Here is a 17,447-nt window from a genome sequence, read left to right on the forward strand (position 1 = left end):
CGTTATTTATCCCCTTTTCCGCTTTTATCACATAATTCATAAAGTACACCAAATGAGTCTTTAGGATGTAAAAACGCCACTTCTGCGCCACCAGCACCTGGTCCTGGCTCGTCCGACAGCAGTCTTACACCTTTTTCACGTAATTCTGCCATGCGCTCGCGGATCCCCGTAACACCAAAAGCCACATGGTGAATGCCTTCTCCACGCTTTTCCAAAAAGCCGTGAATCGCACTCTTTTCACTCATCGGTTCGAGAAGCTCAATTTTCACATTTCCTGCATCAATGAACGCTACTTTCACTTGCTGAGATTCTACTTCTTCCATTTTTAAAAGCTTTAAACCTAGCGTTTCTGTGTAATATGTAATACGTTCTTCAATATTGCGTACAGCAATACCAATATGATCGACTTTTTCCACGATGTTTGACTCCCTTATAATAAAATTTCTATGAGGTAATTCAATAGTACTTGAGAATTCCTTCAGATTTGTTAAACTAAAATTAGTTCATTATGAAGGAGCGAAAACAATGAGCAACAAAAAATTCCAAAAGATCGTCGTTTATTCAATGGTTGTAATTATGTTAATTTCAACTGTGGCAATGGGCGTAGCAGCAATCATGTAATGGATGTTTCGTACATCCATTTTTTTTATTTCAATCCTTTAAATGATTGCTTTATAACAAGATAAGCATCCATTTCCTCAATAAACTGATACAACGATGCCATCGCAATAAACGTCTCATGGTCATTAGGCAGCGGCATTTTTGCAAACTCTTCCTTCACTTTATCTAACTTCTCCAAAAAATGACTTGCGGTATTTCCCGAATGAACATGCTCACTAAGATCCTCTATAAATGCTGCAACTAGTGGCGCCTGCTCGGTCATAACCGGCAGTGTTGTAATTTTAGGCAACACACGTTCAATAATTTCGAGCTGCTTTTCACGCATATCAAAATACATATAATATATATTTTCTTTACGTGTTAAATGGTTTTCTACATCTTTGAACGCTAGTGATTTCCCCGCATCAATCACCTTTGCTGCTTCTATCAGTTCTCTACCATCCCATAGTGAATCGCCATTTCGTAAATACACGGCAATTTCTGCCAGTATTTTCTTTAATAATGATTCAATCTTTTCACGATTGTAAAACAGGCCGTGCTGTATATCAGGCATGTACATATTAATAACTACCCCTACTCCAAAGCCGATTGCCATTAAACCCAATTCATTTAAAAGTAAATCGGTTGTAAAATCAGCAGTTAAAAAAATATGCATCATAATGACAGAACTCGATATAAAGCCTTCCACAACCCGCAGTGATACGATCGTAGGTATGAACAGAAGTAAAACAATCCCCAAAACTATCGGTGAATAACCGAATATTTCGAAAAATATGAATGCATAAGTCATACCAACCAATGTGGAAACGACTCTCGTATAAACTGCATGGAGAGACTTTCGTTTAGTTGGTTGAATACATAAAATCGTTAAAATCCCGGCCGCCGTAAAAAACTGTAAATCAAAATACTGGGCAATTGCTATCGCGATAGAAGCTCCAAGCGCTGTTTTCAGTGTACGATAGCCGATTGAAAATTTTTTCATATCGGTAGTACCCCCTTTTTATAGTAAGTGTGACAGGTGCACATTATGACACCCGTCCACTTAAAATAATCGCTTAGATTTCTTCGCAGTTCTCTTCGAAGTGTCCTTGTAGGTTAGTTACAACACTCATCGGATCATGACCTTCGATTTCAAAACGACCAACTTCACCAACAACTTGACCATCTTTTAATAAGATAAATGATGGTGATGATGGAATGTGGTCTTCACCGAAATAGTAACGAGCAGCTGCTGTAGCTTCTTTATCTTGACCGGCAAATACTGTTACTAAATAATCCGGACGTTTATCATAATGTACAGCATGTGTTGCTGCTGGACGTGCAATACCGCCTGCACAGCCACATACAGAATTCACCATTACAAGTGTAGTCCCTTTACGAGCAAACGCTGCTTCTACTTCTTCCGGAGTGCGCAGTTGTTCATAACCCGCTGCTTCCATTTCCGCACGTGCAGTCGTTGTAATTTGTTGCATAAATAAATCATAATCCATGTTCATAAGCTTTTTAGCCCCTTTCAATATTCCTTTTTACTATAGCAAGGTTACGAAAGATGTGCAAAGACTGTTGATTCATTTATTATTGTCTTCTTCACCAAATAATGCATTGACCCCCTGTGTAACGGTTAAACGTCCATGCAAAATTTCTTCCTCAAGTGAACGTACTTGCTTTTTCCGATCCGTATTTCTATAAAACGAGTCGATTAAATGGTCGGTAATCATCGTATGGAACCAATCACGTGTTTGTTCATGGCGACGTAGATTCCAATAGTTGGAATCCTTTACCGTCTGCTCAAATTCCGTTAACATGTTCCATACATCGTCCAGCCCTTTTTTCTCCATCGATGAAACCGTCAAAGCAGTACTTAACCAGCCTGGCGTTGATGGCTGCAGGAAATGAAGGATTTGCTTGTATTCCTGCATTGTCCGACGCGCTGGACGAACATTGTCACCATCTGCTTTATGAACGATAATACCGTCCGCAAGCTCCATAATACCTTTTTTCATGCCCTGCAGTTCATCCCCTGCACCCGTCAATACGAGTAGTAGGAAGAAATCAACCATGCCGCGCACATATGTTTCACTTTGTCCGACACCGACTGTCTCGATTAAGATTACATCATAGCCAGCCGCTTCACATAGCAGCATTGTCTCTCGGGATTTTTTATGGACACCGCCTAATGTCCCGGCACTCGGGGATGGTCGAACAAATGCGTTTTCCTGGCGCACTAGTTCTTCCATCCGCGTTTTATCTCCTAAAATACTACCACCCGAAAGTGACGAGCTAGGATCTATCGCCAGCACGGCTACACGCTTCCCCATTTTGCAAAGCATTGTACCAAACGCTTCAATAAAAGAACTTTTCCCCGCGCCAGGTACGCCGGTAATGCCTATCCGAATTGCATTGCCTGTATGTGGCAAAAGCTCTTGTAACAGCTTTTGCGCGTCTTCTTTATGGGTATTGTTCGAGCTTTCAATAAGCGTAATAGCTTTAGCAAGCGATGTACGGTCACCCGCTCGAACTTCCCCTGCTAAATGTTGAATATCAAGCGCTTCCTGCTTTTTTTTCCTGAATTTCTTCGGGTTTGAATAGCTCATACCATCATGACCACCCTTCACGCCATCCATGACAAATAAAGCACTTTTGTCTTGATGTGGCATCATTATTCCGCCACTTCCTCATAGCCAAGCTTCTTGTAAATTTCTTCAATAATGCGCATTGCTGAAACTGGAATCACTGTCCCTGGTCCGAAAATAGCTACAGCACCAGCTTCATATAGGAAGTCATAATCTTGAGCAGGAATAACACCACCGCAAATAACGATAATATCTTCGCGACCTAGTTTTTTCAGTTCCGCAATTAATTCAGGCACTAATGTTTTATGTCCTGCTGCAAGTGAAGAAACCCCAACACAGTGAACATCGTTTTCGTTTGCCATTTGAGCCGTTTCTTCAGGCGTCATAAACAACGGAGAAATATCTACGTCAAAGCCTAAGTCGGCATATCCCGTTGCAACAACTTTCGCACCGCGGTCATGTCCGTCTTGTCCCATTTTCGCCACTAAAATACGTGGACGACGGCCCTCTGCTTCAAGGAAGTCTTCTGTCATTTGTTTTACTTCACTAATCATTTCATCATCCGAGAAGTTTGCTGAATATACCCCTGAAATTGAACGGATAATCGCTTTATGACGACCTGATACCGCTTCAATCGCATCGGAAATTTCACCTAATGAAGCACGTGCTCGAGCTGCATCAACGGCAATAGCCAATAAGTTTTCAGAGCCATCTTCAGCTGCTTTTGTAAGACGAGCTAAATGTTTTTGCACTTCCGCTTCATCACGTGTTGCCTTCATTTTTTCAAGTCGGGCAATTTGTGATTCACGCACGATTGCATTGTCGATATCTAAAATGTCGATCGGATCTTCTTCAGCTAGACGATATTTGTTAACCCCGACAATTGTTTCTGCTTTTGAGTCGATTTTCGCCTGGCGTTTTGCCGCTGCTTCTTCAACTTTCATTTTCGGCAGACCTGTTTCGATTGCTTTTGCCATACCGCCAAGTCCTTCAATTTCCTCGATTAATTCCCATGCTTTTTCTGTCAGTTCTTCTGTCAGTTTTTCAACATAATACGAACCGCCCCATGGATCGATTACTTTCGTCATACCAGTTTCCTCTTGCAGGAATAGCTGTGTATTACGTGCAATACGAGCCGAGAAGTCTGTCGGTAAGGCGATTGCTTCATCCAATGCATTCGTATGAAGTGATTGTGTATGCCCCATCGCAGCTGCATTCGCTTCGATCAATGTACGTGTCACGTTATTAAATGGATCTTGCTCCGTTAAACTCCAGCCTGATGTTTGAGAGTGTGTACGTAGTGCAAGAGACTTTGAATTCTTCGGGTTAAACGTAGACATCATTTGTGCCCAAATACGACGTGCTGCACGCATTTTCGCGATTTCCATGTAGTAGTTCATACCGATTGCCCAGAAGAATGATAATCGTGGTGCAAATGCATCGATATCAATACCTGCTTTTAATCCTGTACGTACATATTCCAAACCGTCTGCCAATGTATACGCAAGCTCGATATCATTCGTCGCACCAGCTTCTTGAATATGGTAGCCCGAAATAGAAATCGAGTTAAATTTCGGCATATATTTCGCTGTATATTCGAAAATATCGGCAATAATTTTCATCGACATAGCCGGTGGGTAAATATACGTGTTACGCACCATATATTCTTTTAAAATGTCGTTTTGAATCGTACCCGCTAATTTGTCGGGAGAAACGCCTTGCTCTTCTGCAGCAACGATATAAAATGCCAATACAGGTAGTACCGCACCATTCATTGTCATTGAAACCGACATTTGATCCAACGGAATACCGTCAAATAAAATTTTCGCATCTTCAACAGAATCGATTGCTACACCGGCCTTCCCGACATCCCCTGTTACTCGAGGATGATCCGAGTCATAGCCACGGTGTGTTGCTAAGTCGAATGCTACCGAAAGTCCTTTTTGTCCCATCGCAAGGTTACGACGGTAAAACGCATTTGATTCCTCTGCTGTAGAGAAGCCTGCATATTGACGAACTGTCCATGGACGAGCTACATACATTGTAGGGTATGGTCCACGTGTATTTGGTGCGATCCCTGCCACATCGTTTAAATGTTTGGCTTGTTGATTATCCGCTTGATTGTATACCGAATTTACTTCGATGCCTTCATTTGTTAAATATGAGCCTGTAGAAGTAAGTTGCTCCGCCTGTAGCACATTTTCAATTACAACGGATTCGAAATTTGCTTTACTCATTGTTGTACCTCCTTCACACGCGTCACGACATCATTTAGTTTTTGAACAATATTTTGACCTGCAAAAATAAAGCCGTTTAAGCCGTTAGCAGTCCATTCTGCTTCATCATCTTTGAATTTACCGGCAACATCCAGTACGACATTTGCTTTTTTACTTTGCAGTAGTGTCGGTAAGATTGCTTTTGTATCATCATCAGTAGCTGCGACAATCACATAATCGTAATCCGCATTTTCTAGCCAATGCGCGGCATCTTCTATTGTTTGGAAACCAGCAGTTTGATGTGCCACAATTCCAGCTGTTGCAAAGAAGCCTTGTACGAAATCAGCACGCGGCTTATAGTTTTTCAGCTCACCAAATGCTAAGATTGCCGGTTTTAATCCCGCTTGAGCAAAGTTGGCACGTAATTGCTCGAATGGAATCGCAATACGTTTCACCTGTGCAAATTGAGCATTTTCAGCTGTAGAAATTTCATCAACCGGATTTGCATAAATATTTGTACCAATTAAAGAATGTTTACGTGTTTCCACTTGTGCAATTCTTGTGTTATAAACTTCTTCGATTTTCGCATCGATGCCGTAAGCCTGTAACCCGCCTGCTTTTTCGATTTCTAAAAACAGTGTCCATGCTTTTTTTACATAATCTGCTGTCAATGATTCGATAAAGTACGAGCCACCAGCTGGGTCGATTACGTTTGTTACGTGAGACTCTTCTTTTGTAACAAGGGATACGTTGCGTGCAATACGGACAGATTGGCTAGTCAGTGCTGTTAATGCGTCATGTGGATGCACTGTAATCACATCCGCACCACCGATTGCAGCTGAGAATGCTTCGTTTCCTGCACGTAATAAGTTTACATATACATCGTACTTTGAGAAGCTGCGTACAGATGTTTCAGCTACTACCGGTACTGCATTTGCTTTATGACCAAATGCTGAAGTAAACGCTTTCCATAACACTTTAAATGCACGGATTTTTGCGACTTCTGCAAAGAATTGCGTATCGACAGCAAATTGCACGAAAAATTGATTTTCAAATGCTTTGAAATCATCCATATCTTTAGCCAGTTCAGCAGCTTGTACTAATGCAATGGCAAGCTCTTGAACTGCATTTGCTCCATCATTGTGGAACGGAACTGTGTTGGCCGCATAGGTACGGACATTTGGATAGTCAGTCAGCACAATCGCTTTCGGTGCAACAATGAATCCTTTAACAGCTGCACGTTTTGATTTATCTATATAATCAAATACACGTAACACGTCATCTTCAGAAGATTTTACTGTAACTTTAAATGAATTTTCAGAAAAATAAGTAGCGAGTTTGCTTAAATTCTCTTCTGACCAGTCAAAAGTAACAGGGCCGTAGATAGTAATCATTTCGTTGCCGCGTGATAAGCTTTCTTCTATGTTTGCAAAAAAGCTTGCAGCATCTTCCCCATTTATTTGCTGTGCAACAGTAAAACTTGCCGACTCAGTTAGCGAGCGAATCGTTGATACTTGCTTTTCTAATTGATCCCCCAGCTTCTCCAATAATGTTTCTTGTGTATATAGTGGCTCAAGCGTAATGTTTTCAATCGTTTTTGTGAATAGGGATTCGAACGGTTTTCCTTTTAAAGCTTTTACCGCTTCTTCCTTCCACTGATCGTAGCTAGCAGACTGAAATTCAATATCTTTCATATTCATTGACATGTGGACGCTTAGTAGCTTCCCCCCTTGTTATATTTCTGTACTATATTTTACACGAGAATGTTCTGACAATAAAGTAAAAAAAACCGCGAAAGCCTTATTTTACAGGCTTTCGCGGTACTTTTAGTAGACTGACATCTTCTTTTTATCTACGTTTTCGAGAATTTCCTTCACACGAGATAGGAATTTACCACAAATCATACCATCCAAAATTCGATGATCTAATGATAAACATAAATTTACTATGGACCTCGGTGCAATCATATTACCCTGTACTATTACAGGCTTCTTAACAATACTTTCCACCTGCAATATAGCTGCTTGCGGATGATTGATAATGCCCATTGACTGAACAGAACCAAATGAACCTGTATTGTTGACGGTAAATGTACCACCTTGCATATGCTCGAGTTTTAGCTTCCCATTGCGTACAAGGTGTGCATATTCATGAATTTCTTTGGCAATTCCTTTGATCGATTTTTCATCGACATTTTTAATAACTGGTACAAACAATGCATCATCTGTAGCTACTGCGATTGATAGATTAATATCTTTCTTTTGAATAATTTTATCTTCAGCCCAGACAGAGTTAATGATTGGATATTCTTTTAATGCCTGTGAAACAGCTTTTAGGAAGAATGCAAAATAAGTAAGATTAAACCCTTCTTTTTTCTTGAACTCTTCTTTAATGCTGTCACGGTATTCAACCAACTCGGTTACATCCACTTCCATCATCATCCATGCATGCGGAATTTCATGTGTACTACGCAGCATGTTTTTCGCAATTGCCTTACGTACTTGTGTTACCGGAATTTCTATATCACCAACAGCCGTTATCTGTTCGTTTGGACGTGGTGCAGCAGGAGCAGGCGACGATGGCTGTGGTTGTGGTGTCATTTCATGCTGTGGCTCAACAAATGCTACCGGCTGTTCATCATTTGAGATTGCTTGATTAGTAGGCTTTCCAGCTGCCACGTATGCCTCGACATCTTTTCTCGTAATACGGTTGCCCGTTCCTGTACCTTCGATTTGGGACAAGTCTACATCATGCTCGTTTGCCAATGCTAAAACTGCCGGTGAAAATCTGCCCGGTTTTCGTTCTGTACGAGCTGGCTTCTCCTCTTTTTTGGCAACAGGCTCTTCTTCTTTTCGCTGTACTCCTGCATTTAAAATCGCTGAGCTGACATTTGAGCTTTTTTCTACAGGTGCAGCTGGCAATTCGGACCCTTCTATTTCGATCGTACATACAACTGCACCAACTGGTAGAGTTTCCCCTTCAGAAGCGATGAGTTCCTTAATAACACCTGCAAAAGAAGAAGGGATTTCTGCATTTACTTTATCTGTAGTCACTTCTGCCAACGGGTCATATTTATTTACTTTATCGCCCACCTGGACAAGCCAACGTTCGATTTTACCTTCTGTTACACTTTCGCCAAGTTGTGGCATGACAATATTTTGAATGGTCATTTAACAATCCCCCTTTAACTAATAATACTTTGGTGAAATAGTACAAATTTCCACATATAAAATGATTTATGATTCCTCTGCATATTGTAAGAGTTGATTTCCATTCCGGGTCGGACGCTTTCCGCGGGCAAGAAACAGAGTCATACTTGTTTGTCTCTGTTTCTTTGCGCCGAGGATGGTGGCAATTTATTGCGACCACCGCAGAAGCACCCCCTATCTTTATGGAGGAGACAAATACCACTCCCCCCATTCATTCCAATCAACTCTTTCCTTTACAAAGTGTGGCTTACTTATTGCGAAATTCTATATATTTCTTATTCTATAAACTAAAATTCAGCGAGTTCGCGAATGGCTTTTTCCACTTTGTCAGGATTAATCATGAAAAACTTTTCCATTGTTGGTGCATATGGCATCGCGGGAACATCAGGTCCTGCCAATCGTTTAATCGGTGCATCTAAATCAAATAGACAGTGCTCTGCAATAATTGCTGCCACTTCACTTATAATGCTGCCTTCTTTATTATCCTCTGTTACAAGCAGGATCTTCCCTGTTTTCTTTGCTGCTTCAATAATCGCTTCTTGATCAAGAGGATACACTGTGCGCAAATCCAGAATATGTGTTTCAATACCGTCTTTGGCTAAACGCTCTGCAGCTTGTAGGGCAAAATGAACAGCTAATCCGTACGTAATGACTGTTACATCATCCCCTTCACGCTTCACATCCGCTTTGCCAATAGGCAATGTGTAATCATCTGCAGGTACTTCCCCTTTAATCAGTCGGTAAGCACGCTTATGTTCAAAAAATAATACTGGGTCCGGATCGCGGATAGCCGCTTTTAATAATCCTTTTGCATCATATGGCGTTGAAGGAATAACGATTTTTAAGCCTGGTGTCCCGGCAAACATTGCTTCTACCGATTGTGAATGATATAGTGCACCGTGAATCCCACCGCCAAATGGAGCACGGACAACTAACGGACAGCTCCAGTCATTGTTAGATCGGTAGCGAATTTTTGCTGCTTCTGAAACAATCTGATTCACTGCTGGCATAATGAAGTCTGCAAATTGCATCTCAGCAATCGGGCGCATCCCATACATCGCCGCTCCTATCGCAACACCTGCAATGGCACTTTCAGCTAAAGGTGTATCGAGCACACGGGCTTCACCAAACTGGTCATATAAACCGGTTGTCGCTTTAAATACCCCGCCTTTTAAACCTACGTCTTCTCCTAATACGAAGACACGCTCATCACGTTCCATTTCTTCTTTCATTGCTAAGTTAATCGCATCAATATAAGAAATTACCGGCATTACGCATCCTCTCCTTCCGCATACACGAAACGCATCGCATGTTCCGGTGAGGCATATGCTGCATTTTCTGCATAGTCTGTTGCCTCATTAACCGTTTGCATTACTCGATCATTAATTTGTTCAAATAGCTTATCATCCGCAATTCCACGGTCTTTTAAGTATGCTTCAAAAAGAAGAATCGGGTCTTTTGCCTTTCCTTCCGCAATATCCTCTGCTGTACGGTATTGACGATCATCATCATCTGAAGAGTGTGCCGTTAAACGGAAAGTAACCGTTTCAATTAAAGAAGGGCCCCCACCGCTGCGTGCACGATCCGCTGCCTCTTTAATAACTTTGTACACTTCCAAAGGATTTTTGCCGTCTACTGTTACCCCAGGCATGCCGTAACCAATTGCGCGGTCAGATACTTGTGCACAGCCCAATTGACGCTCTACTGGAACAGAGATTGCATATTGATTGTTTTCAACCATAATAATGACCGGTAATTTATGAACGCCTGCAAAGTTGGCTCCTTCATGGAAATCCCCTTGGTTTGACGAACCTTCACCTAATGTCACGAAAGTAATAAAGTCTTTTTGCTGCATTTTCCCTGCAAGTGCCACACCTACTGCATGTGGTAACTGTGTCGTTACAGGTGATGAACCAGTAAGTATGCGGTTTTTCTTTTGTCCGAAGTGTCCTGGCATTTGACGACCGCCTGAATTTGGATCTTCGGCTTTTGCAAAGGCGGATAGCATTAAATCCTTTGCTGTCATTCCAAAATGGAGGACAACGCCCATATCACGGTAGTACGGTGCAATATAATCCTTCGTATGGTCAAGTGCAAATGCAGCACCTACCTGAGCCGCCTCCTGGCCTTGACATGAAATTACAAACGGGATTTTGCCTGCACGATTCAATAGCCACATACGCTCGTCTATACGGCGCGCCATTAGCATCGTTTCATACATTTTAATTGCATCTCTATCCGTTAGCCCTAACTCTTCGTGTGTAATATTTGTTTCAGTCATAAAATACCCCCTATCATATATCAATTATTTTTTTCATAATTGAATCTTAGCGCTAAAAGCTACAAGAAGTTAAAAGTGAATTGCTTTTCCTTCAATCGCGAGTGCAGCTTCTCCGATAATTTCACTCAGTGAAGGATGCAAATGCACCATCTGTCCAAGTTCCCAAGGAGAAGCATTCAAAAATAGCCCCAGTGCCGCTTCAGATATTAAATCTGTTGCATGAGGACCGATTAAGTGTACACCTACTAAGTCATTTGTATTTTCATCCGCAATGACCTTTACAAATCCTTCTGTTTCCCCATAAACAATGGCTTTACCTATTGCCTTGAACGGGAAAGTTTTCGTAATGACATTATAGCCGTTATCTTTTGCTTGTTGTTCTGTAAGACCAACGCTTGCTACTTCTGGATTACTGTATACACCTCTTGCAATGTTGGCGTAGTGGAGTGGAGTAGAATTCCTGTTAGCAATATGTTCCACCGCCAGAATGCCTTCATGTGATGCGACGTGCGCTAACTGCATCCCTCCAATAACGTCTCCAATAGCATATATATGACTTTCTTTCGTCTGGAAATTATCATTTACTGAAATAAAGCCGTTTTCGACTTCTATTTCCGTGTTTTCAAGTCCGATATTTTTTGTATTCGCTATTCTTCCTACTGACAATAGAAGTGCCTCTGCTGAAATTTCAGTCTCATCTAGCTGTAATGATACATTGTCCTGTACATCGATTGCTGAAGGATCAAGTTTCACATTCAGATGGACGTTCACACCACGCTTTTTCAGTGATTTCAGCATCTCGGCAGAAATCGCATCGTCCTCTGTCGGTAACAGACGGTCACCCAGTTCCAAAATCGTGACATCCACATCAAAATCAACAAGCATCGAAGCCCACTCAACACCGATTACACCACCGCCAATAATAATGACGGACTTCGGCAGCTGTTCAATTGTTAAAAATTCATCCGATGTGAAAACCTTTTTACCATCGACTTTTAATCCATCCAGATGTCTAGGACGGGAGCCTGTAGCGACAATTACGTTTTTTGGGACAAGCATTTCATTTTCCGTACCGTCATTCATCTCTACTGAAATGGTGCCCGGCATCGGTGAGAATATAGAAGGGCCCATAATTCGTCCGAAACCGTCATATACATCGATTTCCCCTTTTTTCATTAAGTGTTGGACACCTTTATAAAGTTGCTCTACGACGTTTGACTTTCGCTTTTGAACTTGTTCGAAGTTAACCTTTACATCATTAACTTCCACTCCAAAATCAAGCGCTTTTTTTGATTGTACATATACTTCTGCACTGCGGAGCAATGCCTTCGTAGGAATACAGCCCGCATGTAGACATGTGCCTCCAAGCTTATTCTTTTCAACGATCGCCGTTTTCAAGCCAAGCTGTGATGCACGGATCGCAGCAACATAACCGCCTGTGCCACCGCCTAAAATCACAACATCGTAATCTCTTGCCATTTCCAACACCCCTTTTTGCAATTAAAAATCTCTTACACCTCTGCAAATGTCCGCATATGGCATTTTCTGATCAAAGCCACATCCGCGTTATTTACGAAAGGTTTTTCTTTTTAGCAAGGTTTAACATAGGCTAAAAGAAATCTATTATCGTCCATTTAATATGTTTTTTTCGTTTTGCAGGAACTGACTGCGAGATTTTGCTACACGGGCAATACGCTCTTCAGCCAAACGATTCGCTGCTAAGTATGTTGGAATGTCTTCCTTTTTCGAAATCGCAAAAATTTTCTCCAAGCTTGAGTAAATCGTCTCAACGCGCTTCATCGCACGGTCACGGTTATAGCCGTATAATTCGTCAGCTACGTTAATTACACCACCTGCATTAATTACGTAGTCCGGTGCATAGACAATACCCATTTCATGTAATACTTTACCATGTCTCGATTCTGCCAGCTGGTTATTCGCCGAACCTGCAATCACTTTTGCTTTTAATTGAGGAATCGTTACGTCGTTCACAATTGCGCCAAGTGCACATGGTGAGAAAATATCGACTTCCTGCTCGTAAATTGCATCAGGTGCAACTGCGACTGCATCAAAATTTGTTACAACACGGTCAATAGCTTGCTGATTAATATCAGTTACGATCAATTTCGCGCCTTCTTTATGTAAATATTCACATAAAGTGTACGCAACATTTCCAAGCCCTTGTACGGCTACTGTACGACCCGACAGTGAATCATCACCAAACGCTTCCTTTGCCGCTGCTTTCATCCCTAAAAATACACCATATGCAGTAATTGGCGACGGATTGCCAGAGCTGCCGAATGCTGGCGAGATACCTGTTACGTAATTTGTCTCTTCATGTATTAAATCCATATCGGCAACCGTCGTGCCTACATCTTCTGCTGTGATGTAGCGACCGTTTAATCCTTGGATAAAGCGCCCTAAAGCCCGGAACATTTCTTCGTTTTTATCTGTGAATGGGTCCCCAATAATTACGGTTTTACCACCACCTAAATTCAAACCTGCCGCCGCATTTTTATATGTCATTCCACGGGCTAGACGAAGTGCATCTTCAATTGCCGCTTCCTCTGAGGCATAAGTCCACATCCGTGAACCTCCTAGAGCTGGACCTAATGTTGTATCATGAATTGCAATTACTGCTTTTAACCCCGATGCTTCATCTTGGCAAAAGACAACTTGCTCAAAATCATACTTCTGCATGTACTTGAAAATTTCCATAATACTCTACTCCTCCAATTAAGAAAGCGCTTACTTTCTCGTATATTATTATTTTTTGTTAATTAAGATAATAAATACTTAAATTTGTATAATTTTATTATCGTTATTTTTACAATACTTATAATTTAAAAATGATGCAACTAGAAATCTCTGAATTTAATTAAATTAGAAAATTCGGATAATTTTGCACATTAAATAGCACTAAAAAAAGCATTTCTTTCTTTTGTAAGTTTATTATGCCAACATAACATGTTGATGTAAATTCGACATATTTCTTATTTGAATTTGTTAAATTCGATGGACATTATTGACATTCTTTTGTGGCATTGTAAAATTAAGTGAAACTTCAATCAAAATAGACATATGCTCGATTATACAGTGGGCTATGCATTCAGTCGGTAGGAGGTCTTTAAATGGCACGTATGGCTGCATTTATCGTTCTAGTCATACCAGCAATATTAATGGCTGCTGGTATTAAATTTATGCGTGATACTCTTTTTGGTATATTAATCTCACCATTTCCATGGATTTGGTTACAGTTCGTCGTAGGAGCCATCTTTTTTGCGGTAGCATTTTTGTTTTTCGCTGGTTTTTTACTTCATCGAGATCGCAAGCGTGGCAAAGTGTCAGAGCGCTGGCAAAAATAATTGAGTATATGAAAAAGGTGCCTAGAAAATAATCTAGACACCTTTTTTACGTTGTTGAGCTTCCAGTACTTTATGCGGAAAATCGGTTATCCAACCAATCACCGCTTGATGGGGACTTTTTAAATATAGTTCGTTCCCCCTGATCCCGTAAAAGCGTATGCCAATATTTGCTGCTGTGCACATTTCCAAATACTGCATTTTGTAATATTTCCTATGTGCATGAATGGCATCTATATAATCGCACTTTCCTAATGAAGTCCAATCAAACTTTTTTGTTATAATAATAGCCGTCTCAGCTTTTGGAAGGACTTCTTTTACTGTTTTTAAAAGCGATTCATGAAATGACGAGAAATGACTGTTTGCCGGCAATTTTATTTTATGTAGGAATGTTTTCAGCACATTCTCTTTGGATATTAGTGATTCTTTTAATTCTATGTTCAGTGCTATATTTTCTTTAATAGCCCACTTTAGCACATCCTCGAAAGACATCATCCGCTCTCGAAGAAAAAACCGTTTAAAGCGAGGGCCTAAATTGTACTGTACGAGCTCCTTGTAGTCACACTGCGAAACAAGTCTATTTATTCCAGCAAGCCTTTTCAAATCCATATCATGAAACACAACTAAAATGCCATCTTTCGAAATTTGGAGATCAAGTTCAATGCCATCAGCACCTAGTTTTTTTGCTTTTTTAAATGCAGATAAAGTATTTTCCAAATGTAAACTCGATGCACCACGATGAGCAAAAACCGGTATTTCATTCATTATACATTCAGCTCTCCATTTTCAATTAAAAATCTTCCATTCGTCATCGTCGATAAAAACGAAGACTTTTTGCCAATTTGGATATACGTCCCTGGGTAAGCTTCTTTTTTCACTACGATTTCTTCCTTTCCAACTTTGCGCAGATCATTCATTAACTGCTTAATTTCCCGATCCAATTCCATTGCCAATGATTTATTACTGTCGAGCTGCTCCTTTGTTTGCTCAAACGCTGCAAGCTGTGGCTTCGTCATATTCTGGACGAGAGGCATTAGACGGTTTATTTGGCTGTCCAATTGCATTACATCTTCCTGTAGTGTCTTCAGCAACGCTGCCTTCGATTGGATGAGCTCAAGTCCCTCTGCTTTATTTACACTATTAATAATTAGTTCCGTTCGCCGTTCCAATCGATTTCCGGTAATGGCAGAAACGATTTTATTTTTGGCAATGGCTGTACCACCTATAATTTTTCCTTTTCGTTCATCCACAAAAATAGATTGTGCTGTAATAATAGAACCTAAAGCATAAAAGCCAATATTAACATCTTTCCCTGCGACCAGGTGTGCTTCGTTTACATGTTTCACGAAAATACTGCCTCCAGCTTCAACACGTGTTTGACCTATTCCAAAAATACCGCCGCGGATAAAAATATCTCCACTGGTCGATTTAATCAGCTTTGCTCCTGAAACACCTTCTGGTCCTTCAATCGAAATATCCCCACTAGCAATGACTGAATATCCGGGTTGAACCGTACCGCGTATAGAAATCGATCCTTTAAAGTCAATATTTCCAGTTTCAACACTAACATCACCAGTGATTGGCAAATGATAATTGACACTTACCATTCCTTTATGATTTTCATACACACCACTGATTTTTGAAAGAAGAACCGTTTTCCCGTCTTCTTCCTTTTCATATGCTGATTTGCGATCATATTTCAGTGGCAGATCTCGTCCCGGCTGTGCTGGAATGGGCTCTCCGTGAACGTTTGTCCCTGGGGTTCCAGGTTTTGCATGAATCTTTTCACCTAACCATGCCCCTTGTTCAATTTCAAATATAAAATTCATGTCGTAATAATCTGCAGTACCATCTTCCCGAATAACAGGTTTACGATTAGGTATTTGTAAATAAGAAATTTTCGCATCCTCCCCTTTAACAGGTGGAGTTCCCTGAGCTATCATTATTGCCTTGCCACTAACGATAGATTCGATTTGTATATCGATAATGCCATATCTAATATTATTTTGAGATAATATATTCTCAACGTCATCCAGAAATAATTGTGGATTCGCTCTTATGGATTCTACCGTTTCATAGACGAAGAGAGAAGCAGCCATTTTATCGCGTGACACTTCAACTGTAATCGCTGGGAGCCAGGTCCCAATTTCTATGGGGGTAGGTGTAATCTCCATTAACACTTTTTTCAATATTGCAAAATTAGTTAATTTGATGCGAGGATTTACACGCACAATCATATCAAAATCTTTTAATAAAAAACCTGGTTGTATTGTTTTTATATATACTTTTTCATCATCTACTGTAATTTCGAAAAAACTATTTTCAAAAATAACCACACATATCAACCTCCCGGATACATTCAGTATATACAAAGAATTGATATTTGTTTAGTTAAAAATTTTCATAAAAAAAGACTTTTTCACCCACTCTTAAATATAATACTAAAGAACCGTTCGTTAAAGGTATTAATACCTATCCACTTTTAATATAATGTATGATGGTATTGTAATAAACTATGATATATTTCTGACGCTCCATTTAAGTAACGTTCATCTTTAGTCTCTATCGCCTTGATTGTATTATTAATGAGCAAAATGTCTAGTTCAATAGATTCATTAAGTTCTATATTTTTTACTTCGTTTAAAATTATGACATTTTTCAAACTATTTAGTTCATTTAAATACTCTTGCAATTTTATACTTGTCAAATTCAATTCCGAATTGTCTAACGTCCCTAATAATAATATACTACTATAACATTCCTCTCGTTGAGGCTGTAGATCTTCTATATAGTTTCTTTTGACATCCGTTGTAAAATCCGCTGGGGCAGAAGCTGTTCTAAAATTAAAAGGAAATGTTAAAAGAAGAATGAACGTAATTATTATAAGTACAAATAAAGGGATTTTCCATAGCTTCATCTATCAACTCTCCTCTGATCGTTTGATACCATTTTACTTAAGAAAAATATGAATATTGTAAAATTAATATTAAATTCACATAACAGAATGAAAAACGATGAAATAAAAAAAGCGTCCAGTATATTTCCTGGACACAAAAAGTGAGTAATACCGAGCATGGTATTATTCTTTTGAAAGGAGGTAAGGGAGACTTCAAGGCCTTACTTATTTCATCTATTCCCCCTCCCCACACATATTAAACTTAAATCAAAAAAAAAAAAAAAAAAAA

General features: G+C 40.0%; 16 protein-coding genes. 2 read left to right on the forward strand and 14 right to left on the reverse strand.

The window, feature by feature from the left end; all coding sequences use genetic code 11:
• Positions 1 to 2: 2 nt before the first annotated feature.
• Positions 3 to 416, reverse strand: a complete 414-nt coding sequence (gene mce, locus SNE38_RS16565; protein WP_336046916.1) for a methylmalonyl-CoA epimerase — start codon at positions 414 to 416, stop codon at positions 3 to 5.
• A gap of 109 nt (positions 417 to 525) precedes the next feature.
• On the opposite strand from mce, the gene prli42 reads away from it, so the two are divergent.
• Positions 526 to 621, forward strand: a complete 96-nt coding sequence (gene prli42, locus SNE38_RS16570) for a stressosome-associated protein Prli42 (RefSeq protein WP_008404197.1) — start codon at positions 526 to 528, stop codon at positions 619 to 621.
• 25 nt (positions 622 to 646) lie between these two features.
• Here prli42 and SNE38_RS16575 read toward each other — a convergent pair whose 3' ends face one another.
• The 10 genes from SNE38_RS16575 to SNE38_RS16620 all read right to left on the reverse strand — a co-directional run bounded on the left by SNE38_RS16575 (position 647) and on the right by SNE38_RS16620 (position 13,618).
• Positions 647 to 1,603, reverse strand: coding sequence for an aromatic acid exporter family protein (locus SNE38_RS16575; RefSeq protein ID WP_191703972.1), 957 nt, complete (start codon positions 1,601 to 1,603; stop codon positions 647 to 649).
• Positions 1,604 to 1,676: 73 nt separating this feature from the next.
• Positions 1,677 to 2,117: a BrxA/BrxB family bacilliredoxin gene (locus tag SNE38_RS16580; RefSeq protein WP_191699952.1), complete on the reverse strand. Its 441-nt coding sequence runs from the start codon at positions 2,115 to 2,117 to the stop codon at positions 1,677 to 1,679.
• A gap of 72 nt (positions 2,118 to 2,189) precedes the next feature.
• The gene (gene meaB, locus SNE38_RS16585) at positions 2,190 to 3,281 is read right to left on the reverse strand and encodes a methylmalonyl Co-A mutase-associated GTPase MeaB (protein WP_191703973.1); all 1,092 of its coding nucleotides are present in this window, start codon (positions 3,279 to 3,281) and stop codon (positions 2,190 to 2,192) included.
• On the reverse strand, positions 3,281 to 5,431 hold the full coding sequence (gene scpA, locus SNE38_RS16590) for a methylmalonyl-CoA mutase (RefSeq protein ID WP_191703974.1): 2,151 nt from the start codon (positions 5,429 to 5,431) through the stop codon (positions 3,281 to 3,283). Before scpA ends, meaB begins: the two co-directional genes overlap by 1 nt.
• On the reverse strand, positions 5,428 to 7,110 hold the full coding sequence (locus tag SNE38_RS16595) for a methylmalonyl-CoA mutase family protein (RefSeq protein WP_318247694.1): 1,683 nt from the start codon (positions 7,108 to 7,110) through the stop codon (positions 5,428 to 5,430). The genes scpA and SNE38_RS16595 overlap by 4 nt, the downstream gene beginning before the upstream one ends.
• A gap of 126 nt (positions 7,111 to 7,236) precedes the next feature.
• Complete coding sequence (locus tag SNE38_RS16600; RefSeq protein ID WP_191703976.1) at positions 7,237 to 8,580, reverse strand: dihydrolipoamide acetyltransferase family protein; 1,344 nt, start codon at positions 8,578 to 8,580, stop codon at positions 7,237 to 7,239.
• 326 nt (positions 8,581 to 8,906) lie between these two features.
• Entirely contained in the window at positions 8,907 to 9,890 is a 984-nt protein-coding gene (locus SNE38_RS16605; RefSeq protein WP_191703977.1) for an alpha-ketoacid dehydrogenase subunit beta, read from the reverse strand.
• Positions 9,890 to 10,900 (reverse strand): thiamine pyrophosphate-dependent dehydrogenase E1 component subunit alpha, encoded by a 1,011-nt coding sequence (locus SNE38_RS16610; RefSeq protein WP_191703978.1) that lies wholly within the window; start codon positions 10,898 to 10,900, stop codon positions 9,890 to 9,892. Before SNE38_RS16610 ends, SNE38_RS16605 begins: the two co-directional genes overlap by 1 nt.
• A 69-nt stretch (positions 10,901 to 10,969) precedes the next feature.
• Positions 10,970 to 12,379 carry a dihydrolipoyl dehydrogenase gene (lpdA, locus tag SNE38_RS16615; RefSeq protein WP_191703979.1) on the reverse strand — a complete coding sequence of 470 codons (1,410 nt, stop codon included), beginning with the start codon at positions 12,377 to 12,379 and terminating at the stop codon, positions 10,970 to 10,972.
• Between the two features lie 144 nt (positions 12,380 to 12,523).
• The gene (locus SNE38_RS16620; protein ID WP_191703980.1) at positions 12,524 to 13,618 is read right to left on the reverse strand and encodes a Leu/Phe/Val dehydrogenase; all 1,095 of its coding nucleotides are present in this window, start codon (positions 13,616 to 13,618) and stop codon (positions 12,524 to 12,526) included.
• 413 nt (positions 13,619 to 14,031) lie between these two features.
• On the opposite strand from SNE38_RS16620, the gene SNE38_RS16625 reads away from it, so the two are divergent.
• Entirely contained in the window at positions 14,032 to 14,265 is a 234-nt protein-coding gene (locus SNE38_RS16625) for a DUF2627 domain-containing protein (RefSeq protein ID WP_191703981.1), read from the forward strand.
• 33 nt (positions 14,266 to 14,298) lie between these two features.
• Here SNE38_RS16625 and SNE38_RS16630 read toward each other — a convergent pair whose 3' ends face one another.
• From SNE38_RS16630 to SNE38_RS16640, 3 genes are all read right to left on the reverse strand, one after another.
• Positions 14,299 to 15,027 (reverse strand): glycerophosphodiester phosphodiesterase, encoded by a 729-nt coding sequence (locus SNE38_RS16630; RefSeq protein ID WP_336046917.1) that lies wholly within the window; start codon positions 15,025 to 15,027, stop codon positions 14,299 to 14,301.
• Entirely contained in the window at positions 15,027 to 16,598 is a 1,572-nt protein-coding gene (locus SNE38_RS16635) for a FapA family protein (protein ID WP_191703983.1), read from the reverse strand. Before SNE38_RS16635 ends, SNE38_RS16630 begins: the two co-directional genes overlap by 1 nt.
• Positions 16,599 to 16,744: 146 nt before the next feature.
• A complete protein-coding gene (locus tag SNE38_RS16640; protein WP_191703984.1) occupies positions 16,745 to 17,179 on the reverse strand; it encodes a hypothetical protein in 435 nt (144 codons plus the stop codon).
• Positions 17,180 to 17,447: the final 268 nt, after the last annotated feature.

This window comes from Solibacillus ferritrahens (assembly GCF_037027585.1).
In the GTDB taxonomy this organism is placed as follows: domain Bacteria; phylum Bacillota; class Bacilli; order Bacillales_A; family Planococcaceae; genus Solibacillus; species Solibacillus ferritrahens.